The sequence below is a fragment of the Agrobacterium sp. rho-8.1 genome (assembly GCF_033957725.1).
GTDB lineage: Bacteria > Pseudomonadota > Alphaproteobacteria > Rhizobiales > Rhizobiaceae > Agrobacterium.
This window is the reverse complement of record NZ_CP192790.1, coordinates 16021-34248: the sequence shown is the minus strand read 5'-3', so window position 1 is coordinate 34248 and position 18228 is coordinate 16021. Positions and strand designations below refer to the sequence as shown.

The 18228-nt window shown below is 57.8% G+C and carries 20 protein-coding genes and 1 pseudogene; 5 read left to right on the top strand and 16 right to left on the bottom strand.

The window, feature by feature from the left end:
- Positions 1-79: 79 nt before the first annotated feature.
- The 8 genes from RMR21_RS22825 to RMR21_RS22790 form a co-directional block, all read right to left on the bottom strand.
- Complete coding sequence (locus RMR21_RS22825) at positions 80-859, bottom strand: anti-sigma factor family protein (protein WP_042617846.1); 780 nt, start codon at positions 857-859, stop codon at positions 80-82.
- Complete coding sequence (locus RMR21_RS22820) at positions 856-1362, bottom strand: sigma-70 family RNA polymerase sigma factor (protein WP_042617877.1); 507 nt, start codon at positions 1360-1362, stop codon at positions 856-858. The genes RMR21_RS22825 and RMR21_RS22820 overlap by 4 nt, the downstream gene beginning before the upstream one ends.
- Positions 1363-1419: 57 nt before the next feature.
- Positions 1420-1842 (bottom strand): nuclear transport factor 2-like protein, encoded by a 423-nt coding sequence (locus tag RMR21_RS22815; RefSeq protein WP_042617845.1) that lies wholly within the window; start codon positions 1840-1842, stop codon positions 1420-1422.
- Positions 1843-2018: 176 nt separating this feature from the next.
- On the bottom strand, positions 2019-2825 hold the full coding sequence (locus tag RMR21_RS22810) for a universal stress protein (protein WP_042617844.1): 807 nt from the start codon (positions 2823-2825) through the stop codon (positions 2019-2021).
- Positions 2826-3042: 217 nt separating this feature from the next.
- Positions 3043-3480 carry an EamA family transporter gene (locus tag RMR21_RS22805; protein ID WP_042617843.1) on the bottom strand — a complete coding sequence of 146 codons (438 nt, stop codon included), beginning with the start codon at positions 3478-3480 and terminating at the stop codon, positions 3043-3045.
- Positions 3477-3671, bottom strand: a complete 195-nt coding sequence (locus RMR21_RS22800) for a fluoride efflux transporter FluC (protein WP_052496826.1) — start codon at positions 3669-3671, stop codon at positions 3477-3479. The genes RMR21_RS22805 and RMR21_RS22800 overlap by 4 nt, the downstream gene beginning before the upstream one ends.
- Positions 3672-3726: 55 nt before the next feature.
- Entirely contained in the window at positions 3727-4413 is a 687-nt protein-coding gene (scpB, locus tag RMR21_RS22795; RefSeq protein ID WP_042617842.1) for an SMC-Scp complex subunit ScpB, read from the bottom strand.
- A gap of 2 nt (positions 4414-4415) precedes the next feature.
- Positions 4416-5369, bottom strand: a complete 954-nt coding sequence (locus tag RMR21_RS22790; RefSeq protein WP_042617875.1) for a DUF1403 family protein — start codon at positions 5367-5369, stop codon at positions 4416-4418.
- A gap of 123 nt (positions 5370-5492) precedes the next feature.
- Between RMR21_RS22790 and RMR21_RS22785 the strand changes: the two genes are divergently transcribed.
- Positions 5493-6638: a site-specific integrase gene (locus tag RMR21_RS22785; RefSeq protein ID WP_498672146.1), complete on the top strand. Its 1146-nt coding sequence runs from the start codon at positions 5493-5495 to the stop codon at positions 6636-6638.
- Between the two features lie 90 nt (positions 6639-6728).
- Here the strand turns inward: RMR21_RS22785 and RMR21_RS22780 are convergent, their stop codons facing one another.
- The 3 genes from RMR21_RS22780 to RMR21_RS22770 form a co-directional block, all read right to left on the bottom strand.
- Positions 6729-7268: a hypothetical protein gene (locus RMR21_RS22780; RefSeq protein WP_498672145.1), complete on the bottom strand. Its 540-nt coding sequence runs from the start codon at positions 7266-7268 to the stop codon at positions 6729-6731.
- Positions 7269-7345: 77 nt separating this feature from the next.
- Entirely contained in the window at positions 7346-8083 is a 738-nt protein-coding gene (locus tag RMR21_RS22775) for a CPBP family intramembrane glutamic endopeptidase (protein WP_498672144.1), read from the bottom strand.
- Between the two features lie 20 nt (positions 8084-8103).
- Entirely contained in the window at positions 8104-8502 is a 399-nt protein-coding gene (locus RMR21_RS22770) for a hypothetical protein (protein WP_498672143.1), read from the bottom strand.
- Between the two features lie 272 nt (positions 8503-8774).
- Between RMR21_RS22770 and RMR21_RS22765 the strand changes: the two genes are divergently transcribed.
- The 3 genes from RMR21_RS22765 to RMR21_RS22755 all read left to right on the top strand — a co-directional run bounded on the left by RMR21_RS22765 (position 8775) and on the right by RMR21_RS22755 (position 11864).
- Positions 8775-9464, top strand: coding sequence for a permease (locus RMR21_RS22765; RefSeq protein ID WP_498672141.1), 690 nt, complete (start codon positions 8775-8777; stop codon positions 9462-9464).
- A gap of 437 nt (positions 9465-9901) precedes the next feature.
- A complete protein-coding gene (locus RMR21_RS22760) occupies positions 9902-11050 on the top strand; it encodes a site-specific integrase (RefSeq protein ID WP_498672140.1) in 1149 nt (382 codons plus the stop codon).
- Positions 11051-11147: 97 nt separating this feature from the next.
- Positions 11148-11864 (top strand): S1 family peptidase, encoded by a 717-nt coding sequence (locus RMR21_RS22755; protein WP_498672139.1) that lies wholly within the window; start codon positions 11148-11150, stop codon positions 11862-11864.
- Positions 11865-12042: 178 nt separating this feature from the next.
- Here the strand turns inward: RMR21_RS22755 and RMR21_RS22750 are convergent, their stop codons facing one another.
- The gene (locus RMR21_RS22750; protein ID WP_498672137.1) at positions 12043-13221 is read right to left on the bottom strand and encodes a hypothetical protein; all 1179 of its coding nucleotides are present in this window, start codon (positions 13219-13221) and stop codon (positions 12043-12045) included.
- A gap of 411 nt (positions 13222-13632) precedes the next feature.
- On the opposite strand from RMR21_RS22750, the gene RMR21_RS22745 reads away from it, so the two are divergent.
- The gene (locus RMR21_RS22745; protein WP_498672135.1) at positions 13633-14550 is read left to right on the top strand and encodes a recombinase family protein; all 918 of its coding nucleotides are present in this window, start codon (positions 13633-13635) and stop codon (positions 14548-14550) included.
- Here the strand turns inward: RMR21_RS22745 and RMR21_RS22740 are convergent.
- The 4 genes and pseudogenes from RMR21_RS22740 to RMR21_RS22725 all read right to left on the bottom strand — a co-directional run bounded on the left by RMR21_RS22740 (position 14537) and on the right by RMR21_RS22725 (position 18149).
- A complete protein-coding gene (locus RMR21_RS22740) occupies positions 14537-14941 on the bottom strand; it encodes a hypothetical protein (RefSeq protein WP_498672260.1) in 405 nt (134 codons plus the stop codon). The two genes, RMR21_RS22745 and RMR21_RS22740, sit on opposite strands and share 14 nt — an antisense overlap.
- 306 nt (positions 14942-15247) lie before the next feature.
- Positions 15248-15526: pseudogene (locus RMR21_RS22735) on the bottom strand (hypothetical protein); the annotation flags it as partial.
- 71 nt (positions 15527-15597) lie between these two features.
- Complete coding sequence (locus tag RMR21_RS22730; protein WP_498672134.1) at positions 15598-16515, bottom strand: TniB family NTP-binding protein; 918 nt, start codon at positions 16513-16515, stop codon at positions 15598-15600.
- The gene (locus RMR21_RS22725; protein WP_498672132.1) at positions 16512-18149 is read right to left on the bottom strand and encodes a TnsB C-terminal domain-containing protein; all 1638 of its coding nucleotides are present in this window, start codon (positions 18147-18149) and stop codon (positions 16512-16514) included. Before RMR21_RS22725 ends, RMR21_RS22730 begins: the two co-directional genes overlap by 4 nt.
- Positions 18150-18228: the final 79 nt, after the last annotated feature.

Here is an 18228-nt window from a genome sequence, read left to right as displayed (position 1 = left end):
GGCAACCCCAAAACAAGTTGACTGCGGCGTTCTTACAATGCCGCAGTCATTTTTGATACCGCACTGAGATTGACCGGATTCAAATCATTCCTTGATAGATCGCAGTTGCGATCGGAAGGAGCTTTGCCCGATCGACCGAGGCGGATACCGCGAAATCGAACCCCTGATCCACCCAGACAAAGCTGGACACGCCGTTTTTCTCTTCAAACGTGAACGCTGTCTGCGCTGATTGGCCGGCGCGTAGATAAACGGCCAGCCTCTCGCCTTTGTCATCCTCGTACATGAGTTGTGCAGCCGCAGCGCCACCGCCCGGAAGGACGCGTCCGCCGAGCAGCTTATACCCGAATGCCGAAAGGTTCGGTGGCGTCAGTGCCCGGCCGGATCGCTTCGACAGCCATGTGACCAGATGTGCCTCGTCATCCGCTCCAACTTCGACCGGATGGGCTACTTCGACCACGAAGGTCCGATAGGCGTCAGATGCGTTCGCGGCGAAACCCGCCTCGGACAATCGCGCTGCGTTGATTTGCACGCCTTCAGGCTTTAGCCACCAGCCACCGGCCAGGCCCATTCCCAAGAAGATGCAAGCTGCCATGGCGGAGCGATACCAACCTTGTCTTCGCAAAGCTGCATTGGACTGAAGGTTGGCGATGCGCAGCCGCGCTGGAATGGGCTCCGAGAATTTCTCAGACAGCCGCACACGCAAAGCTTCCCGATCCGCAAGCTGTTGCGTGACCCTTGCGCTCGCTTCAGGATGACCAGCAAGATAGGCGTCGACAAGCGCCTGCCGGTCAGGCGTCAGCTTTCCGTCGATGTAAGCCTGAAGATCATCTTCGCCAATCGGCGAACCGGTGTTCATCATTTTACCCTTCGCAAGGTCACGGGCGTCTTGTTGTCGAGAATGGATCGGAATTTCTGCCTGGCGCGCGACAGCCGCGACATCACGGTTCCTACCGGAACACCAATGACGGCGGCAGCCTGCTCATAGGACAGATCCTCGACGCCAACCAGAAGCAGAAGCGATTTTTGATCGTCGGAAAGCCTATCGAGCGCTTCGAGTATATCGCGTACGGCGATGCCATGATCCTGATCGGCGGGCGATCCGGGGAGCGTGACGGTATCGAGCTCGTGGTGTGGCCCCCGTCGCTGGGATTGGCGTCCAGCCGAAATGTGCAGGTTTCGCATGATGGTAAACAGCCATGCCCGCAGGTCACCATCGGTCCGACGCAGATACCAGCGTGATATCGCACGCTCGAGGCAATCCTGCACGAGATCGTCGGCGCGGTTGTGATCGCGCAGAAGCGCGAAGGCATAGCGTCGCAGTGCCGGTATTTCCGCCTCCAGTCGCATCGCCATTGTCGACATCATCAGCCCTTCGGATCGGTGGCCATACCGGGGATGCTGGCATGGCCACCATTCGGCTTACTTTGCAGGCGGGTTAACCTGCCAGATTTCGTCGACAAGTTTTCCGTCACGATAGGTCATGATATAGAGAACGGGAACCTTGTTCTTGCCGGCAAAGACAACATTTGCTGCAACGGTCGCGCCCTTCGGATTGGCTGCCTCCCAGACTTCGCCGACTGTGGCGGTCTGTTCGCCCTGTGCCGTCGAGAATTTGGTCCAGACTTCAGCTATCGCCTTTTCCGACGCATAGGTGCCGTCGAGCGGACCACCAATCCAGGCAAGGGAAGGATCCTTACCGTAGTCCTTGGTGATTGTCGCGACATCGCCCTTGGCGATCGCTTCGATACGGGTTTTGGCCATGTCCATGGCAGGGCCAGCAAGGGCTGCACCGGTGCACATGAGAAAAGCGAGCGGCAGAGCCATCAGAACTGTTTTGCGCATAGTATAATCTCCTTGTTGAAATGACAGGAGAGAGACGCTGGCAATCACGCGTTATTCCACCCGGCAGCAAAATAATTTTCTCCTCGCTCACCGCGCTCAAGGATATTGAACTCCCTTTGGCTGGTAGAACGGATTCCAAGGGCGAAGTTCTACAGGAGGATGTGTCGTACGTAGGCCTAATGGCTGAGAAACACGGGCAAACTTGTGTGATCCATCACTGTCTTCGTGGCCCCGCCAAAGACGGTCTCGAGGAATAGGCCATGACGGTAGGCGCCCATCAAAAGCGTATCCGCGCCGCCCCTATTGGCCTTCTCCAGAAAATCGTCGGCGTTTTTCGCCACGGAGGTCTGCAGCCGCCCTGTCCCGCTGACATGCAATGTCTGAAAGAACGCAACCGCCTCTGAGATGTCGTTCTCGTGTGCTGCGAGAATTATCAACGTATCAGCAGCGCGGAGCCAAGCTCTGGCCTTTTGAAGGCAAGAACGTATTCCGTCATCGTCCCTCCAGAAAATGGCGATTGAGCGGCCGAAAGAAACCGGAGTGCCGTTAGTATCCGGCGTAAAAACCACCAGCCTATGGTGATCGAAGAGCGCCGCATGCAGGGCATCGCCGCCGTCCATCGATTGCGGGTGGGCGATGGTCACAAGATCGGCTGATCCAAGATGTTTGCGGACACCGTCTTCTTCTCCACCATCAGCTTCCACCCACTCGACCTTGGCGCCAGCCGGCGACGGTTCACGCCCTGCCGACCACTCCTCGAAGATCTTTCTGACCTCGTTCCGTCGCTGAAAGGCCGTGCCCTCATCGCGGATCCGCATTTCCTGCATGTCGACTTCCTCTACACTGCCTCCGATCTTGGCGGGATCGACGCAAACATGGAGCGCCGTGATTGTTGATCCCGGTTCGACCGCTGATGCAGCGTCGGCGATGAGCAGGCTGGAAAGGGCTGTTTTAGGATGTGGGATGAGTGCAACAATGTGCATGGTTTTCCTCCTGGTTCAGGTTTCCTGCGACGCAGCTTCCGCGTCTTTTTGTTCGTGGCTCCGAACAAGCGATACCATCATCGCCGTGCCGTCGTATCCCATCGCCTCCAAACATACTCCAGTCAGAATACGCGATCATCCTCGGGCAGAACCGGGGTGCCACGCGTACCAGACCTGCCATATCGGGAGGCAAAGTGGGTTCGACATCGGATCTGCTCTAGGCTCGGTAAGCGACGAGGATAGCGCCGCAGGCAATCAGGCAGACGCCAAGCCAATTGGGAAGCGACAGACGCTCCCCTAGAAAGAGTACGGCGAAGATTGCGACGAAGACGACACTGAGCTTGTCGATCGGCGCAACGCGTGCGGCATCACCGAGTTTCAACGCCCGGAAATAGCAGATCCACGACGCGCCGGTTGCCAGGCCTGATAGAACAAGGAATACCCAGCTACGGCCGGACACCGTACCCGGCGATTGCCAATTTTCGGTGACATAGACCATCATCCCGGCGGCCGCCAGAATGACGATCGTGCGAATGAAAGTCGCGAAATCGGAATTGACGTTTTCGACCCCGACTTTTGCGAAGATAGCCGTCATTGCCGCAAAGCCAGCCGATAATAGCGCCCAGAAGGGCCAGCCGAGAAAAATACTTTTCATGCCGTTTGACCTCCAGCCATACCACGCACCAGCACCATGCCAGCGAACATTGCAATGAATGCCAGGATGACAGAAGCGCTGGCGTAGAGGATGGCGGCGCTAGCCTCTCCCCTTTCCCAAAGCCCTACAGCATCCAGCGAAAACGTCGAGAAGGTCGTAAAACCGCCAAGAATGCCGGTTGTCAAAAACAACCGCAGTTCTTGCGGCAGCCCGATGTGCGCTACCGCGGCGCCAAGCCCAAACCTGTCAATCTTCCAACATGTCGTCTCCGGCGGCCGGGTCAGTATCCACGGCGCTACCCTGTTTACTCAAGAGACCAGCGTCTTCCAGCGCCTCGATGTTTGGCAGGTCCCGCAAGGTCTCCATGCCAAAGGCCGAGAGGAAATATGGCGTCGTGACATAGGTATATGGCGCGCCCAGCGTAGGGCTCCGTGGGCCGGAGCCGATAAAACCTGCTCCACGCAAACCGCCGATCGTATCGCGGCTGACTTCCTTGCCAAATAACTTTGACAACTCACCGCGCGTGATCGGCTGGAAATATCCGACAGCTATCAGCACCATCGCCTCAAATTCAGACAACGCCGCCACACCGCCTCGCGTAGGCGCGGACGAAGCGCGGATCGTCTCGGCAAACCTTGGTCGGGTCCGGTGTTGCCACCCGCCTGCGACCGAGATCAGTTCATAAGGGCGATCTCGCAGCTCTCCGACCAAGTCGTCGATCAGCAGATCGACGCTGCAGTCTTTGCCGACCACCCGCGCCAGAGTCTCGCGGCTGACCGGCTCGGCGGACGCAAAAATGACCGCCTCGACGCGCATCATCCATTCCCGCCAGCGCATTTCCGACGGCAAGTCCAGTAGCTCGCGATCATACAGGAGCTCTTGCTTGCGTCCTCCGGCTTGACGGCGGCGTTTAGCTGCGCTCGCTCCTGCCATTGTCACAATCCAAATATTCGGAAGGAGGACCGGCCCGAGAGCTCGCGTATCGCCTCAAAGCCTTCGAGCCGCTCGAACAGCCGGTTTGCCGCCCATCGTGACAGGCTGGCCCCGGCTGCCGAAGCGGATACAGCGTCTTCGTTCAACAGCCGACGGATGACCGGTTCAGCTCCTCTGGTCCTGACTTTGGCTGCGATGGCCAACAAGCGGCTAGCGCGGCGATCGATCTCCGCAGCGGAACGCAGTGCCAGTTCGGCGCCATCGACAATCGCCATGCAGATTGCTTTCGAATAGGCTGACTCACCCGGCTTCACGCGACCCCGGCCACCGATGGTGCGGAAAGCTGGGCCAAAGCGCTCGGGTAGCAACAGGGGAACCGGTTGCGACCAGTTCAGCTTCTGAGCCAGCACCATCTCGCCAAGACCAAGTGCCAACACTTCTGCGTCCGGGCGAGCCGCAGAAATCGCCATTATAAGGTCCGCCACCGCGAAAGGTGCCGAACGTCCGGATCGGATGGCAGAATCGACAAGATCTGGGACCAAGGCAAGATCGTCGTCCCAACGGATCGATAGAAGCGTGGCCAATTCCTTAGTAAACGATGTGCCCGGCATGCCGATCCGGCGGGACAGCATTCGTGTGGCCAAAAACAGCTTCCCGGCAGGACCGGGATCACCGTCCACGGGCGTCAACAAAACGGCGTCCCGCAGCGCGGGCTCTTCCTCGTTGCGACCGAGCATCCTGGCCGCGACGGCGGCTGACTTGAGAGCAAGACGATCGCGCCAGCAGCCTATCCATGGTGTATCCGAACGGATTAAATCGTCGAGTGATTTCAGCGCGATACCTGCGGCAAAAGCAGCATCCAGCTCGTCAATGTCACGGCCACGCGCCAGCGCCCAGCTTGGGAGGTAGCCGGTCCATGTGGAGGTTGCAGAGAACGAAGATGTGATCGAATCCATACGCAGCAGCATAAATCAGATGTGCAGTTTGTGCTACTTTTTCGTTATAAACCGCACAGCCTATCGCGAAGATAAAACGTCCGATAATCTTGCATTATCGGACATTTTGATCATTATAAAAAAATGGCCCAAATCATCGAGCAGAATAGCGAAAATCACGTTAAGGACTCCCCAGCGTCGTCTCTCAGCACAGCCTCCGGCGGTGATGTTTCCGCGCCGGAGGTGTCGGGCGACAACCCCCTCCCCTCTCTCGCCGTTCAGGACCAAACGCCTGCCCATCTCGCAGGCCTCACTGAGCGCGCCCGCGGCTACGTCGAGGCGGCAAGTTCGGCGAATACCCGCAAGGCTTACGCCTCAGACTGGAAACACTTCACCGCCTGGTGCCGGCGGTCCAATCTGTCTCCCCTCCCCCCGCATCCGCAAACCGTCGGGCTCTACATCACAGCCTGCGCTTCCGGCAGTGCCATTGGCACGGCTGCGAGGGGCGACAAGGCCAGCTCCGTCTCGACCATCGAACGGCGCCTCTCCTCCCTGAGGTGGAATTATGCCCAGCGCGGTCTCACGCTTGATCGCAAAGACAGGCACATTGCGACGGTGATGGCCGGCATCCGCAACAGTCATGCTAAGCCGCCGGTCCAGAAAGAAGCAGTGTTGGCGGAGGATATCATCGCCATGGTCGAGACCCTTGAGCGTGGTTCGCTGCGCGGCCTGCGCGACCGCGCCATGTTGCTGATCGGGTTTGCCGGCGGTCTTCGCCGCTCCGAAATCGTCGGTCTTGATCTGAAGGCCGAGCAAACCGAAGATGGCCGCGGTTGGATCGAGATCCTCGATAAGGGCATGCTTGTGACCCTGCGCGGTAAAACGGGCTGGCGGGAGGTCGAAATTGGCCGTGGCTCGTCAAACTCCACGTGTCCGATTGTGGCCGTCGAAACCTGGATCAAGTTCGCCAAGCTGGCGCATGGCCCCCTCTTTCGCCGCGTGACGGGGCAAGGAAAGGCTGTTGGCTCGGAGCGGCTGAACGACAAGGAAGTGGCGCGGCTTGTGAAAAGAGCCGCAATGGCGGCTGGCGTTCGCGGCGATCTCAGCGAGATCGAGCGCGCCTTCAAGTTCTCTGGGCATTCCCTTCGCGCGGGGCTCGCCTCCTCTGCCGAGGTCGACGAACGTTATGTCCAGAAACAGCTTGGCCATGCGTCTGCGGAGATGACCCGCAGATACCAACGCCGGCGCGACCGCTTCCGTGTGAATTTGACCAAGGCTTCAGGTCTATGATCTGCCCCTCCCCTCCCCCAAAGTTCCGGGCGCCGATCTAGGTAACAGATTGCCGCAAGGCTCTTCGATTGCGATCGAGAGTACGGGTCCTTAATCTCGAACAACGCGTCTGAACGCGCCCGACGAGTCGAACCGGCACTCGAACGTGGTCACTCTTAATCCCTCAGGGGGAAACTGGCCATAGACAGTGAAGCCGCCGCCCGTGCGTTCGACCGGAAGCGTGAGTATCTCCTGAGGCTTGCGGCCGAACGTTGCGGACGCCTCGCCCTGGCAGAATTTCCCCATGCTGCCGACCGAAATCCTCTGCCTCGATTTCGTTTCGACGTCTCGTAGCGGTGGCGGGGAGTACGTGTTGCCGCGGAACGCGAAGTCCGGCTTCTCGCCACGGGAGTTCGGGCACTCGTAGCTCATCGAGTACCAGGTTACAGGCCCGGGAATGCTGTCGCCCAGAAGCCCACCAGCGTGGCTTTCGCTGAAGAGAACGTGGTATTCGCCACCGCAGACGCGCTGGGCTTCCTGGATGCAGGCGCCGCTGTTGCCCTTGCACTTCGTCTGATGAACGTCATTTGCGAGCGCGGGTATGGCCGACAGCAGGATCATTCCCATGAGAGATGTCGCGACGAGACGCATGCCTAACTCCTTTCGTTAAACGTTGTGGCGCAAAGGCCTTTGAGCTGGATTTCATTTCGGCGACTGGCCATCGGCAGTCACTCCACCGGATTGATTGGCAGGTGGCCGAATTCAAACATAAAGATGAACCCCGTCCAGTCATTGATGATATGAGCGCCTGCCGAGACCCAAAGGTTTCTCGTGACGATATAGGCGAGCGTCAGAATCACGCGGGCGAAGCCGATCCCGATCAATGACTGCGCCCAGTGCCAGTCATAGGTTGGCAGATGCGCCGCGCCGAAGAGCAGGCCGGAGATGACAAGCGCTACAAGGATTCCCAACCTGCGCGACAGGTTCAGATGCTGCACGCACAGCCACAGAACGGCGAGGAACGGCAGTATTCCGAAAAGCTCTTCGCCGACCAACTGGATGCCGGTCACCAAAAGCGTAACGCCGACCTGCGATGCGGACATTGCGGCGATCTCATCTGCCACCGGGTTGGAGTGAAGCTCGAAAAACTGCTGTAGGACCCAGCCCATCGCCATGGATCCTACCAGCGTTGCTGCTCCGAACAGCACCATCAACGCCGCGGATCGAAAGCCGACGCGGTGCAACAGACATTTCCAGTGCCTGCCGGCCACCCTGTGAAGCGCCAGGATCGGAATCCCGACGAATAGGAGCGCCGGAATGAGATTGTTTGGGAAGGCGCGGAGGGGGATAAGTGTAAGTGCCAAAAATGCCAGCGCAACAGAGGCCATGAGAACGAGCCAGCCCGCTCCATCGATTTTGACGGGCATGCCGTTGTAGAACGGGAGATCGCGATCCGATGAGGTCATCTCAGGGCCTCGGCATCTGACTATTCCACGTAAAGGGTGAGGTCATAGCTTGCAGACTCGTTCCGCCGGGCCGCGTTACGCATCAGATAGACGTCAATGACGTACTTGCCGCTGGACGGGATCGTGATGCTTGTGCCGTTGCCATCGATCGAGCTGTTGTACATCGCCGCATCGGCGCCTGGCGCTGTCACGTTGAAGTAGAGGCTGGTGTTGCGGGAATCGAGTTGGACACTCATCTTCTGGCCAGCCGTGACAGACAGCGCGTACTGGACGGTCTGATAGCCTTTCACGGATGCCTTGATGGTTGAACTCGACGACCCGGGGGCGAAACGGACGGTCTCCCGCCGCATGTCGTCGGCGACCGCGGGCACGGCTGCCAGCAAGGCAACGCCTAAAATCAGGCCTCTCATTATCCTCATCGACTGGCTCCACGTGTCCGATACAGGAGCAACCGTTCTCTCAGGGCATCGCACCCTGACAGCGCTGCTCGGGTCGTGTGACTATATCTTGGACTTCCAGTCCAAGCGCCTTTACGCGCGCAACATAGCCGCCAAATCCCGTAGTGGAAAGACTAGATGGCGAAGAGTTCAATGTTTACAACTGCGGGCTTGTCATTGCCGCGGTGACGTAGGGCACTGGCGCTGGTATGATACGGATCCATACGCAGGGATCGGACGGGAAGGACTGGCACTTGGACTTCATGAAACTGCTGAAGTCGCTCGAAGAGCTGCTCTACGAACTTGTGTCGTGGCTTGTTTTCTATCCTGTCACGATGTGGCGCTCGGTCGTCACGCCGCTCAGCATGATGCGCTACGCTGACATCGAACTCGCCGATAAGCCGGAAGACCAGTATCAGGATACTCTGAGCCCGCCGTTGTTCCTGCTGATCACTCTGCTTCTTTCGCAGGCATTGTCCGCTTCGCTGCCCTCGGTTTACGATCCGACGGAAGCCGCCCGGGAACTCGGATCCGGATCGAACCTTCTGATCGCACGAGGGGTCATCTTCGGGATTTATCCCCTGTGCATGGCGGTGATTCTTCTGAGATCGAAGACGGTCAGTATCACGCGCAATTCGCTCCGCCCGCCCTTCTTCAGCCAATGCTACGTTGCGGCACCCTTTGCCTTCGTACTCGTGCTGGCATTTGATTTCTTCAGCATGCCTCAGGATCAGGGTACTCTTGAAGGTGTCGTCGTATTGGCGGTCGCCGCAATCTGGTACGCACAGGCGCAGGTCCGTTGGTTCATGCTTGATCTGTGCATTGGCGCGGCAAGAGCACTTGCGATTTTCGTCGGAGCAGTTCTGCTTGCCACCGCCGCAGCATTCCTTGTCGCGCTATTGATTACTCTCGATGTCAAAAGCATCGCACCCGCAACGGGCTGACCAACCGAGGGGTAGCGCAAATAACGTCGCCGACACGACAGCTTGCGGTGAATCTAATCGAGGCTTCAGCGGGTTAACTGCCCCTCCCCTGCTCTGGAGTGAAATCGCAAGCGAAAATTTCTACGTCGAGTTTCTAGCTTAGCACTTCAATTGAAACCGCGAGCTAAAATCCACACCGGCGTCGAAAGCCGGACCCATCAGGGCAGTTATGCTGATTTTCGTAATATCGTAAGCCATTGAAATCATGATAAATGATTTCTTAAACGAACGCGATTGGAATATTACGGTTCGCCACATGGTATGATTGTCAGTTGGCGGTCTAACCATCGATAAGTAGCGATTATCGATGATTGTTGATCTGAAGCCGCAAATCAGACAGAATCGCAGCAAAGCAGGGCACGTCAGTGCCTGGAAAAACGAGTCATACCGGAGCTTCCGTGGCCAAGACGACAAAATCACAGACATCCGTCGAGCGGCGCGCCGAAGAGCTCGACACGATAGCGTCCGTGCTTCCGCTCGATCGTCGCGACGAACTTGCCGAGCTTCTGACCGACCAGGACATCGAAACGCTGCGCCACCTGGTCAATGCCGGCATGGGTGCCAACACGCTGCGGGCGCTAACATCGGATCTGGCTTATCTGGAAGCCTGGGGCCTGGCAGCGACCGGCAAATCCCTGCCATGGCCGGCTCCTGAAGCGCTGCTCCTCAAATTCGTCGCACATCATCTTTGGGACCCCGAGAAAAAAATGACCGATCCGGATCATGGGATGCCAGTCGAGGCGGATGACAAACTCCGAAAGCAGGGGTTTCTCAAATCCGTCGGCCCGCACGCGCCAGCCACCGTGCGTCGGCGACTTGCCAACTGGTCGACACTGACCAAATGGCGCGGCCTCGATGGTGCCTTCACCTCCCCTGCCCTCAAGTCAGCCATTCGCCACGCGGTGCGGGCCGTCCCTCGGACGCGACGCCGCAAGAGCGCCAAGGCAGTCACCGGCGACGTCCTGGCAAAACTGCTGGCCACTTGCGCGGGCACCGGCCTGCGCGATCTACGTGATCGGGCGATCCTGATGGTCGCCTTTGCGTCGGGCGGCCGTCGGCGCAGCGAAATCGCTGGACTTCGGGTCGAACAATTGACCGTCGAGCCGCCGATCGAGATGCCGGATGGCCCTCCCCTCCCCTCTATTGCCATTCATCTCGGCCGGACCAAGACAACGTCGGGCGAGCAGGACGATACCGTCTATCTGACAGGCCGGCCTGTTGAGGCTCTCAACGCATGGATGACGGCCGCAAAAATCGACAAGGGCAGTGTCTTCAGGGGGATTGGGCGATGGGAAACGGTGTCAAAGCGAGCGATCGATCCGCAGTCGATTAATGCGATTCTCAAGCAGCGGGCGAAGATGGCCGGGTTGGAGTTTGGGGAGTTTTCCGCACATGGATTGCGAGCCGGATATCTGACCGAAGCCGCGAACCGGGGCATTCCCCTTCCCGAGGCCATGGAACAGTCCAGACACAAATCGGTGCAACAGGCCTCGAGCTATTATAACAATGCCACACGCCGTAGCGGCCGTGCGGCAAGAATGTTGTAAGTCGTACTCAAAATATGAACACAAGAGGGACGCTATCCCTGCCTGAGCTTAGCCTTGGGCGCAGCGATTTCTCAACTTCAGGACCGGTGAAGAGAACATGCAAGCAAACAAAAATGTCCGCGATTTCGTGCTCCCCATCTGCGACCTTGATCACGATGCGGATGGCCATCCCATTGCCGAAGGCGCTATGCTTATTGGCACCTGTTTCCTTATAGGAAATCGGGGCTTCGCTCTAACCGCGGCACATGTCCTTCACCAAGTGCGGGGCGAGATGGCCCGTGTTTTTGTTCCTCATCCTGAGGGGTGGGAGGCATGTTTGATCAACACGGGCGAGGTACACCCTGAAGAAGATATTGGGATCATTAAATTTGAGCTGCCCATGCCAATCATATCGCCGGTCCGCTTCGCTGAGAAAGCTCCCTATCCAAGCGCGGAATATCATATGTGGGCCTATCCCGATGTGATAGCGAAGGAATACGAAAATCACGAACGGGAAGTTGGAGCACTGAACTTTAATCCATCTCCGGTCTATTTTCGCGGGTATATTCGGCGCAGTATTCGATACTCACCGAATCCCAATCTCAGCATCTATGTCGGCAACAGCTTTTTCGAGGTCAGCGAAATTGGCGGTTCCTGCTGCTCTGGGGCGCCGCTCTCTACGATAAGCGAGACGCCAGAAGTCTTCGGCATATATATTGGCGAAGAAACCACTTCTCGCAGATGCGGTTATGCGGCAAACCTGACTTCAATTTTGGACTGGATACCACAATCTCTTGGGAGACCTCTGCGAGAAGAGGTGTTCTCGAACACTTAGGCGGATCACTTCAGATTGCGACATTCAACCGAGACTGCTGCGATGGAGCTACTACTCCATCTTCCCAGTCGGCCGATCCCACGATACAGAAAATCCGCGATGAGGTGAGGTCGGCAGAAAGAAAACGCCAATTTCGGATATGGACTCGAGGGCGACAAGCCAACATTTGTTCCTTGTTTCACTTCGAATAGAAGACCTCTGTGCCATGCGCGGGGCGCTTAGGGAAATGCTGAAACCGTTGTTTCAGTAGCTCATAGTCAAAGCTTATATGCACGTTGCCGTTGACGACTCTCGTCGTTAGCAGCTTATTTTGAGTGTCAATGAAACGCTTGGCTTGGGAGGGAAAGTTCCTTGCCGAGTCTCTGAACAATGACAGATTGAAGAAGTCAGCGTTGCCGGCCATCGTTGCGATCAGTTCGGGCGCGATGTTCGGAGCGGATACCTTCTCATAAAAGCGTGGCACTACGGAGAGCGAAAAATCCGACAATGGAACGCGAATCTCGTCACCGATTTTGATAGAATGCTGCACGTTCTGTAGCGTCAGGATGCATAAATGGCCATCGACATATTTGTGGAAAAAGAGATTTTGCAGATCGAAGATTCCAGCATTTTTGGGGCCTCCAAGCGATAGAAACACTGTCAGCACCGCATCGACCGGTGTCATCCCAGATCGGTCATATTCGTAGAGTTCGTAGTAGCCGCCTACTCCTGCTGGAAGGGTGAGAGGGTTGTCCGCCCCATCTTCTTCCAGAAGGCGACTGATCAGCCAGCCTCCGGTCCTATGCCTCCGCATTTCGAAGGATTCATTTGACATGCTCATTTCCGAGATTTGCTCACCCCGCTGGAATAGCCAGTCGCGAAGGGCCTCCCTCCCACTACCCGCAATCGTCACCTTGCCAAAGTAGGGAAACTCATAAGATGAACCGATCGTCGCCGCGCGGTCAAATCTGACCCCGTCGCATAGTCCCAGGATTTCAAAATCACCCAATGAGTTTTGTTCACTGATGTCCATGGCATGCGCCATAAGGTGTTGGACTTTACGTGTATCAAGAGTGGGAAGCGATCGAGACGGCATCAAAAGGCCGCTGCGCAACAATTGAGTATTTTGAATGACGTCCTTGATGTGCTCAACAGTTCCTGCGCCGAGGAACACACCCTGAGATGAAGCGGTATTGACCGAGAATGACTTCCTCACAATCCTGCTCGGCACAGCCTCCCGGTGCACTGTGTAGCCGTGAGGGGCGGACGGTAAAAAGACAGAAGCAGGGAGTGGATGATTGGACTTGCTGTAGTCCAAAGACATCAGAATGTCCGCTATTGCAATGTAGAGATCATCAAAAAACGCGACTACAGTCATAAATTAGCTCGCTCTATCGGGTTGCCAGTCTCAAGGGCTTCCGGCGATGAGGCAAGGCCGGAAATAATAGGATGACTTGTAGAGGTCGAGTCGTTGCAACCGGATTAACAGCTAGCCCTTCCATCCACCGACCGAATTTATAGGCGCTACGCGCTCCAGAACGCAGGCCATGACGGCACCCGAACGTTTGAGCTGACGATCCCGGCGACGTTTTGAAAACCCATGCGTGCATACATCTGGCTGGGCGAGCAGCCCGGACGGTGGCTTCAGCAATGCCACCTGCGAACCGTGTATCAGCTTTAGATCGCGTTCTACAGTCTCACATTTCGGTACTAAACCACGCTTGCAACTGGTCATTTTCTCACGCATTCCTTATCTGTACAAAGCACTTTAAAACCACGCGAGAAAACCATGGCAAAACGGCAAACCGCCAAACCGTCGCCAGGCCCCAAACGTCTTATCGGCTATGCACGCGTTTCGACCGACGATCAGGTTCATGACGCCCAGATGGACGAGCTACGTGCCGCCGGCTGCGAGCGAATTTTTCAGGAGCATGGATCCGGTGCATCACGGGCCAGACCGGTTCTGACGAGGCTCCTCGGCGAGCTCGCGGCTGGCGACGTGCTTGTCGTTATCCGGCTGGATCGCCTCGCCCGCTCGGTCAGCCATCTGTTGCAGGTGATCGAGGACCTTGAAGAACGCGGCGTCCATTTCCGATCGATCCGCGATCCCATCGACACGTCTACCCCGCAGGGAATGTTTTCTCTTCAGGTTCTCGGAGCTGTCGCGCAGCTCGAACGGGCTTTGATCGCCGAACGAACCAGAGCTGGCATCAAGGCGGCAAAAGCGCGTGGCAAGCTGCCGGGCAATCCTGGACTTCGAGAGCGGCGGCCAGAAGCGATCAAGGCGGTATCTAAGGCGCGAGACAAACTTTATCTCGACGAGTTGATCTCGTCCGCCCAAACGTGGCTGCCGATGGTGCGGCAACTCCGGCCTCAGCACAGCTGGGACAATGTCGTCCGGGTCCTCAATCGCCGCGGTCATGACTGGACGGTGGAACGCCTTCGCCGCGCGGCGCATCGGATGGTCCGCGAGAAGCTTGCCGACCCCGAGCTTTTGGCGCGCTCGCCCCGCCGTGCCCCAGAGGATCACCTGATGAAGCTCGTTGCAGCGATCGCCATTGCTGATCCAGATTTGTCGCTCCGCGATATTGCCGCCCAACTGGATCAGATGGGTGAGCGGCCGGCACGCGGTGGGCGCAAATGGCAACCTTCCTCTGTTCGCCACCTGCTGGATGAGGCACATCGGTTTGGTCTCATCCGTCATTGAGGGCACGGAGCATCAACTTGCCGATTGCCCGGTTTCTTGCGCGCCCTGTTTTGGACGGCAGAGATTTCCAGCCTTCGCTTTCGACAATGCCGCGGGCCAACTGCCGGTACTCGGTTTCCGGACGTAGATTTAGAACTGACGCCACCCGCGTTGGTGGAGGCACCTGATGATACTCTGGGACTGGCCCACGCTCGAATTGCCAAAAGGCTTCGCGAACAGAGGCAGAGATTCGAGCCGTCTTGCAACTGTCCTTAAAGACAAGGTCTGCGATGGCTGTCATGGTGACGGCTCGCCATGCCGGTGAAAGGCTGGCCAGCGGCGCCGCGCCTGCAGTGACTGACGGTCGCTGGCCATATGGCAGCGGGATACCCAGCGCGGCGATGTATGGCATCCCTTCCGCCCGCGGCGACCAGAGGAAGCGGCTTGCCACCTCAATGCGTTCAAACCCCGACCCGCCCTTGCCTATTACCTCGCCTACCAACGATACAATTTGCAGCAGGTCTGTCTGATTGCGGCGCTGGAATCGCCGCACCGAGACAACCGCATCGCAGTCACGGCAAAACAGTCTGACAACGCCGGCAGGTGTAGACCGGAACTGAAACAGCCCAGTGCGGAAACAGCCACCGCAGTTAATCTCGAGGCCAATCTTGTGCCGTTGGCAGACCACTGCCTCCACACACGCCCAAGATTGTCGGCAATAGTGATCCCTCCCCTCCTCGGCATCTTCATCCAAACAAGCCGGACAAACGCCTCGATGGCCAGGATCGCTGACGAATGACGCCCTGCTGCGCCCTGTCGCTCGCAGAGACAGTCGCTCCAGATCGCCTTGCCGTAGGCGACAGGCAAGCGCCCATAATCGGGTTGCGGACTGGTCGGTAGGGATCTCATGATTGAAGAGATGGGGGGTCGAAACTCTCGATGAGCCACTTATCCAGTTCTCAACCTGCCGGGGCGAGCTGGAGTAATGGCTCGCCACCCGCCAATGCCAACAGCTCAGGAGTTCATCCTCAGAGGGCCGCGGGGCGATCGCCAGCAGCCGCACCGGTCTCAATGGTTTGCATGCCGCTGCAGGCGGCCTTCAGTGCGGCGCGCCATCGCCACAAGCGGCAGGACAAGGTTGTCACCATCGAAGCTCTCCAAAGTTATCCTCTCTTTTCCATTTCGTACGGCTTCGACCGCAACTGTCTCGATCAGGCGAAAAATTCGCACCGTGACGCCATCGGTCATATCCAGCACTTTGCGGCGAACCGCTGCGGTCCCAAGCTGAGATAACTGGCGCAGAGGCAGAATGCTCCCGAGACTTGCGAGCAACTGCGCAAACCGCTGTGTATTGGACCACCGCTTCAGGTGAAGTGCTTCGAACCTGTCCGCGAGCTGAGGATCCGTCAACAATGCCTGTCGGGCGAGATCGGTACCGGCGCAGATCAAGGGGACTTTCAGATCATTCGCCAGGAAGCGGATGACGTTGAGGAAAACTCGTTGCTGCCGATACGTCCCCGTCAGCATGGCATGGATCTCATCGATGATCAGCATCCGCACACCCATTCTGCGCATGAGGGTCCGGCAAGTGGTCTTCAGACGGAAGGTCGCGTCTCCGCTTCGACCCGGTGCGCTCATTGCATTGAGGAGTTCGCCGTAAACATCGCGCTCGACGGGTTCGGCCGGCATCTGCATCGCCACGACCGGCATACTCGTCACCCCGGTCCCACGATCGAAAATGGGCTGGTGATCGCGAAGAAACTTGCGGATGGTTTTTGTCTTTCCCATGCCGGTATCGCCATAGAGAAGCAGACAAGGCATTCGATCCCGCGGCGGATAGGAGAGCAGATCTTCCAGCCGCGCCAGGGCAGCGCTCGCATCGGCTGTTTCCAGCCAACGATCTGCACGGATCCAGGCGACCCGTTCTTCAATCCCCATCTCGGCATACTGGCGATAGGCCGGCAGCAGGTGGAGATATTCCGTCATGACCATTCCTCCACCGATAACGGTGCCAAATCGAAGAAATCGCTTTCATCGACATCATCCGTCATTTCCGCCTGCTGCCGGTTGGTCGCCGCCAGGGCTCGCGACTGTCTCTCGGCTCCCCGGCGGGCACTCCGCGTTTGGCGCCCCGCCACCTCGATAATCTGTCGTTGTGCTTCGATGGTCTCGAAAATCAGATGCTCGTCGACTGATTGCAGACCACGAGCCCTCAAAGCGGCCATGGCCTGCCGATGCTCCCAGAGCGTAATCCGTGGCCGGCTGAGGTCTGCAAACCGAACCGGCCAGCTCTCGCCGTTTGGCCCGTCAACGAAGACGCAGGAAATATCCCGAGGATCGTAGCGGACCCGCATCTTGTCCGGCGCAGCGGTCCGTGGGCTCAGGACATCGTCCCAGTATTTGAGGCCGAACAGATGCAGTCCATCTCGGCGGATGAAACGTTCCTCGAACGGCAGGAAATCCAGGATGAAACGATGTTCATCGTAGGGAAGCCGCAAAGGTTCACGACGGGCGAGGACGGCATCTTCCCAAGCCAGACGGGGCGGTATCTTCAGCGTGCGGTGGATATCGGCGTGATATCGGCCGACGATTTCAAGGGTGAGCCATCGCTCCAGCTCGTCAAAGGTCATCACTGCATGCTTTTGCGGATCGTAGTCGCTGCGGGAGCCTATATCACTCGAGGTTGAGCCGGGCAGAAAGTGAACGGCACCCATCATCGTGCCGATAAGCCGTTCGATGTGACCGCCGTAATGTGGGCGAGCAACCGGTCGATGGATGAGATTGATGCCATGCTCGGCCGCTCCCCAGGCAAGGGCTTTTCCTCGAAACTCCCGAGCATTGTCGAGATGAATGGCGGCGGGCAAACCATGGACGGGCCAGTTGCCGACCACGTTTCGCTCCGCGAGCCACGAGGCCTTCAGCAAAACCATCTGCCGGATGGCCAAGGCGACCGATGTGGACGATGGGTGCTCTAGGCTCAGATGGAAACCCGCCACCATGCGGCTAGCGACATCGATCGCCAGTGTCAGCCAAGGACGTTGAAGTGGTTGGCGGTTCACAGCATCGACGACGAAGAGATCGACCAATGTGTGATCAATCTGCACGATTTCCATCGCGTGACCTGCTGAATACTCGTCGACGACCGGCGTGTATCGCTGACGCGCGGCGCTGGCACCTTCTCGGGCCTTGGTAAGCGTCTGCCGGTCGGACTGATCGATGCGAGTCTTCACTGCCTTCCACGATGGTGCAGACAGGTTTCGCTGACGGCAAATTACCCGGACATGATCATGGACGGCGGTGATCGTCGGCCGCTCGCGACGGCAATAGATCTCCTGGATGGCGCAGGCGACTGCGTCTTCCTGTTCCGGTGATAGAAGCCGCATCCCCTTTTTCGGACCCGGCGTTTCATCCAAAAGTGAGGTGGTAACGGGCTTTCGCCGAAATTGACCCAGTAACTGATAAAACCGTGTGGGCTTAAGACCCAGCTGCCTGCACACGGCGAATCTCTCCGGGCCGGTCAGCTTCTTTCCGAAAGCGATGGGCCGAATGACCGCTTCGCGAGCCAAAGCCTTCTGCCAAGCCGCCTCGCTGATGAGCGTCGTGCGAGTTGTCTGCGCCAATGAGACCTCCCAGCCGGCAAGCCGGTTTGGCAGCTGTCAATCGCTGTCAATCTCAGAGTGCTCTCCCACCATGACAGTT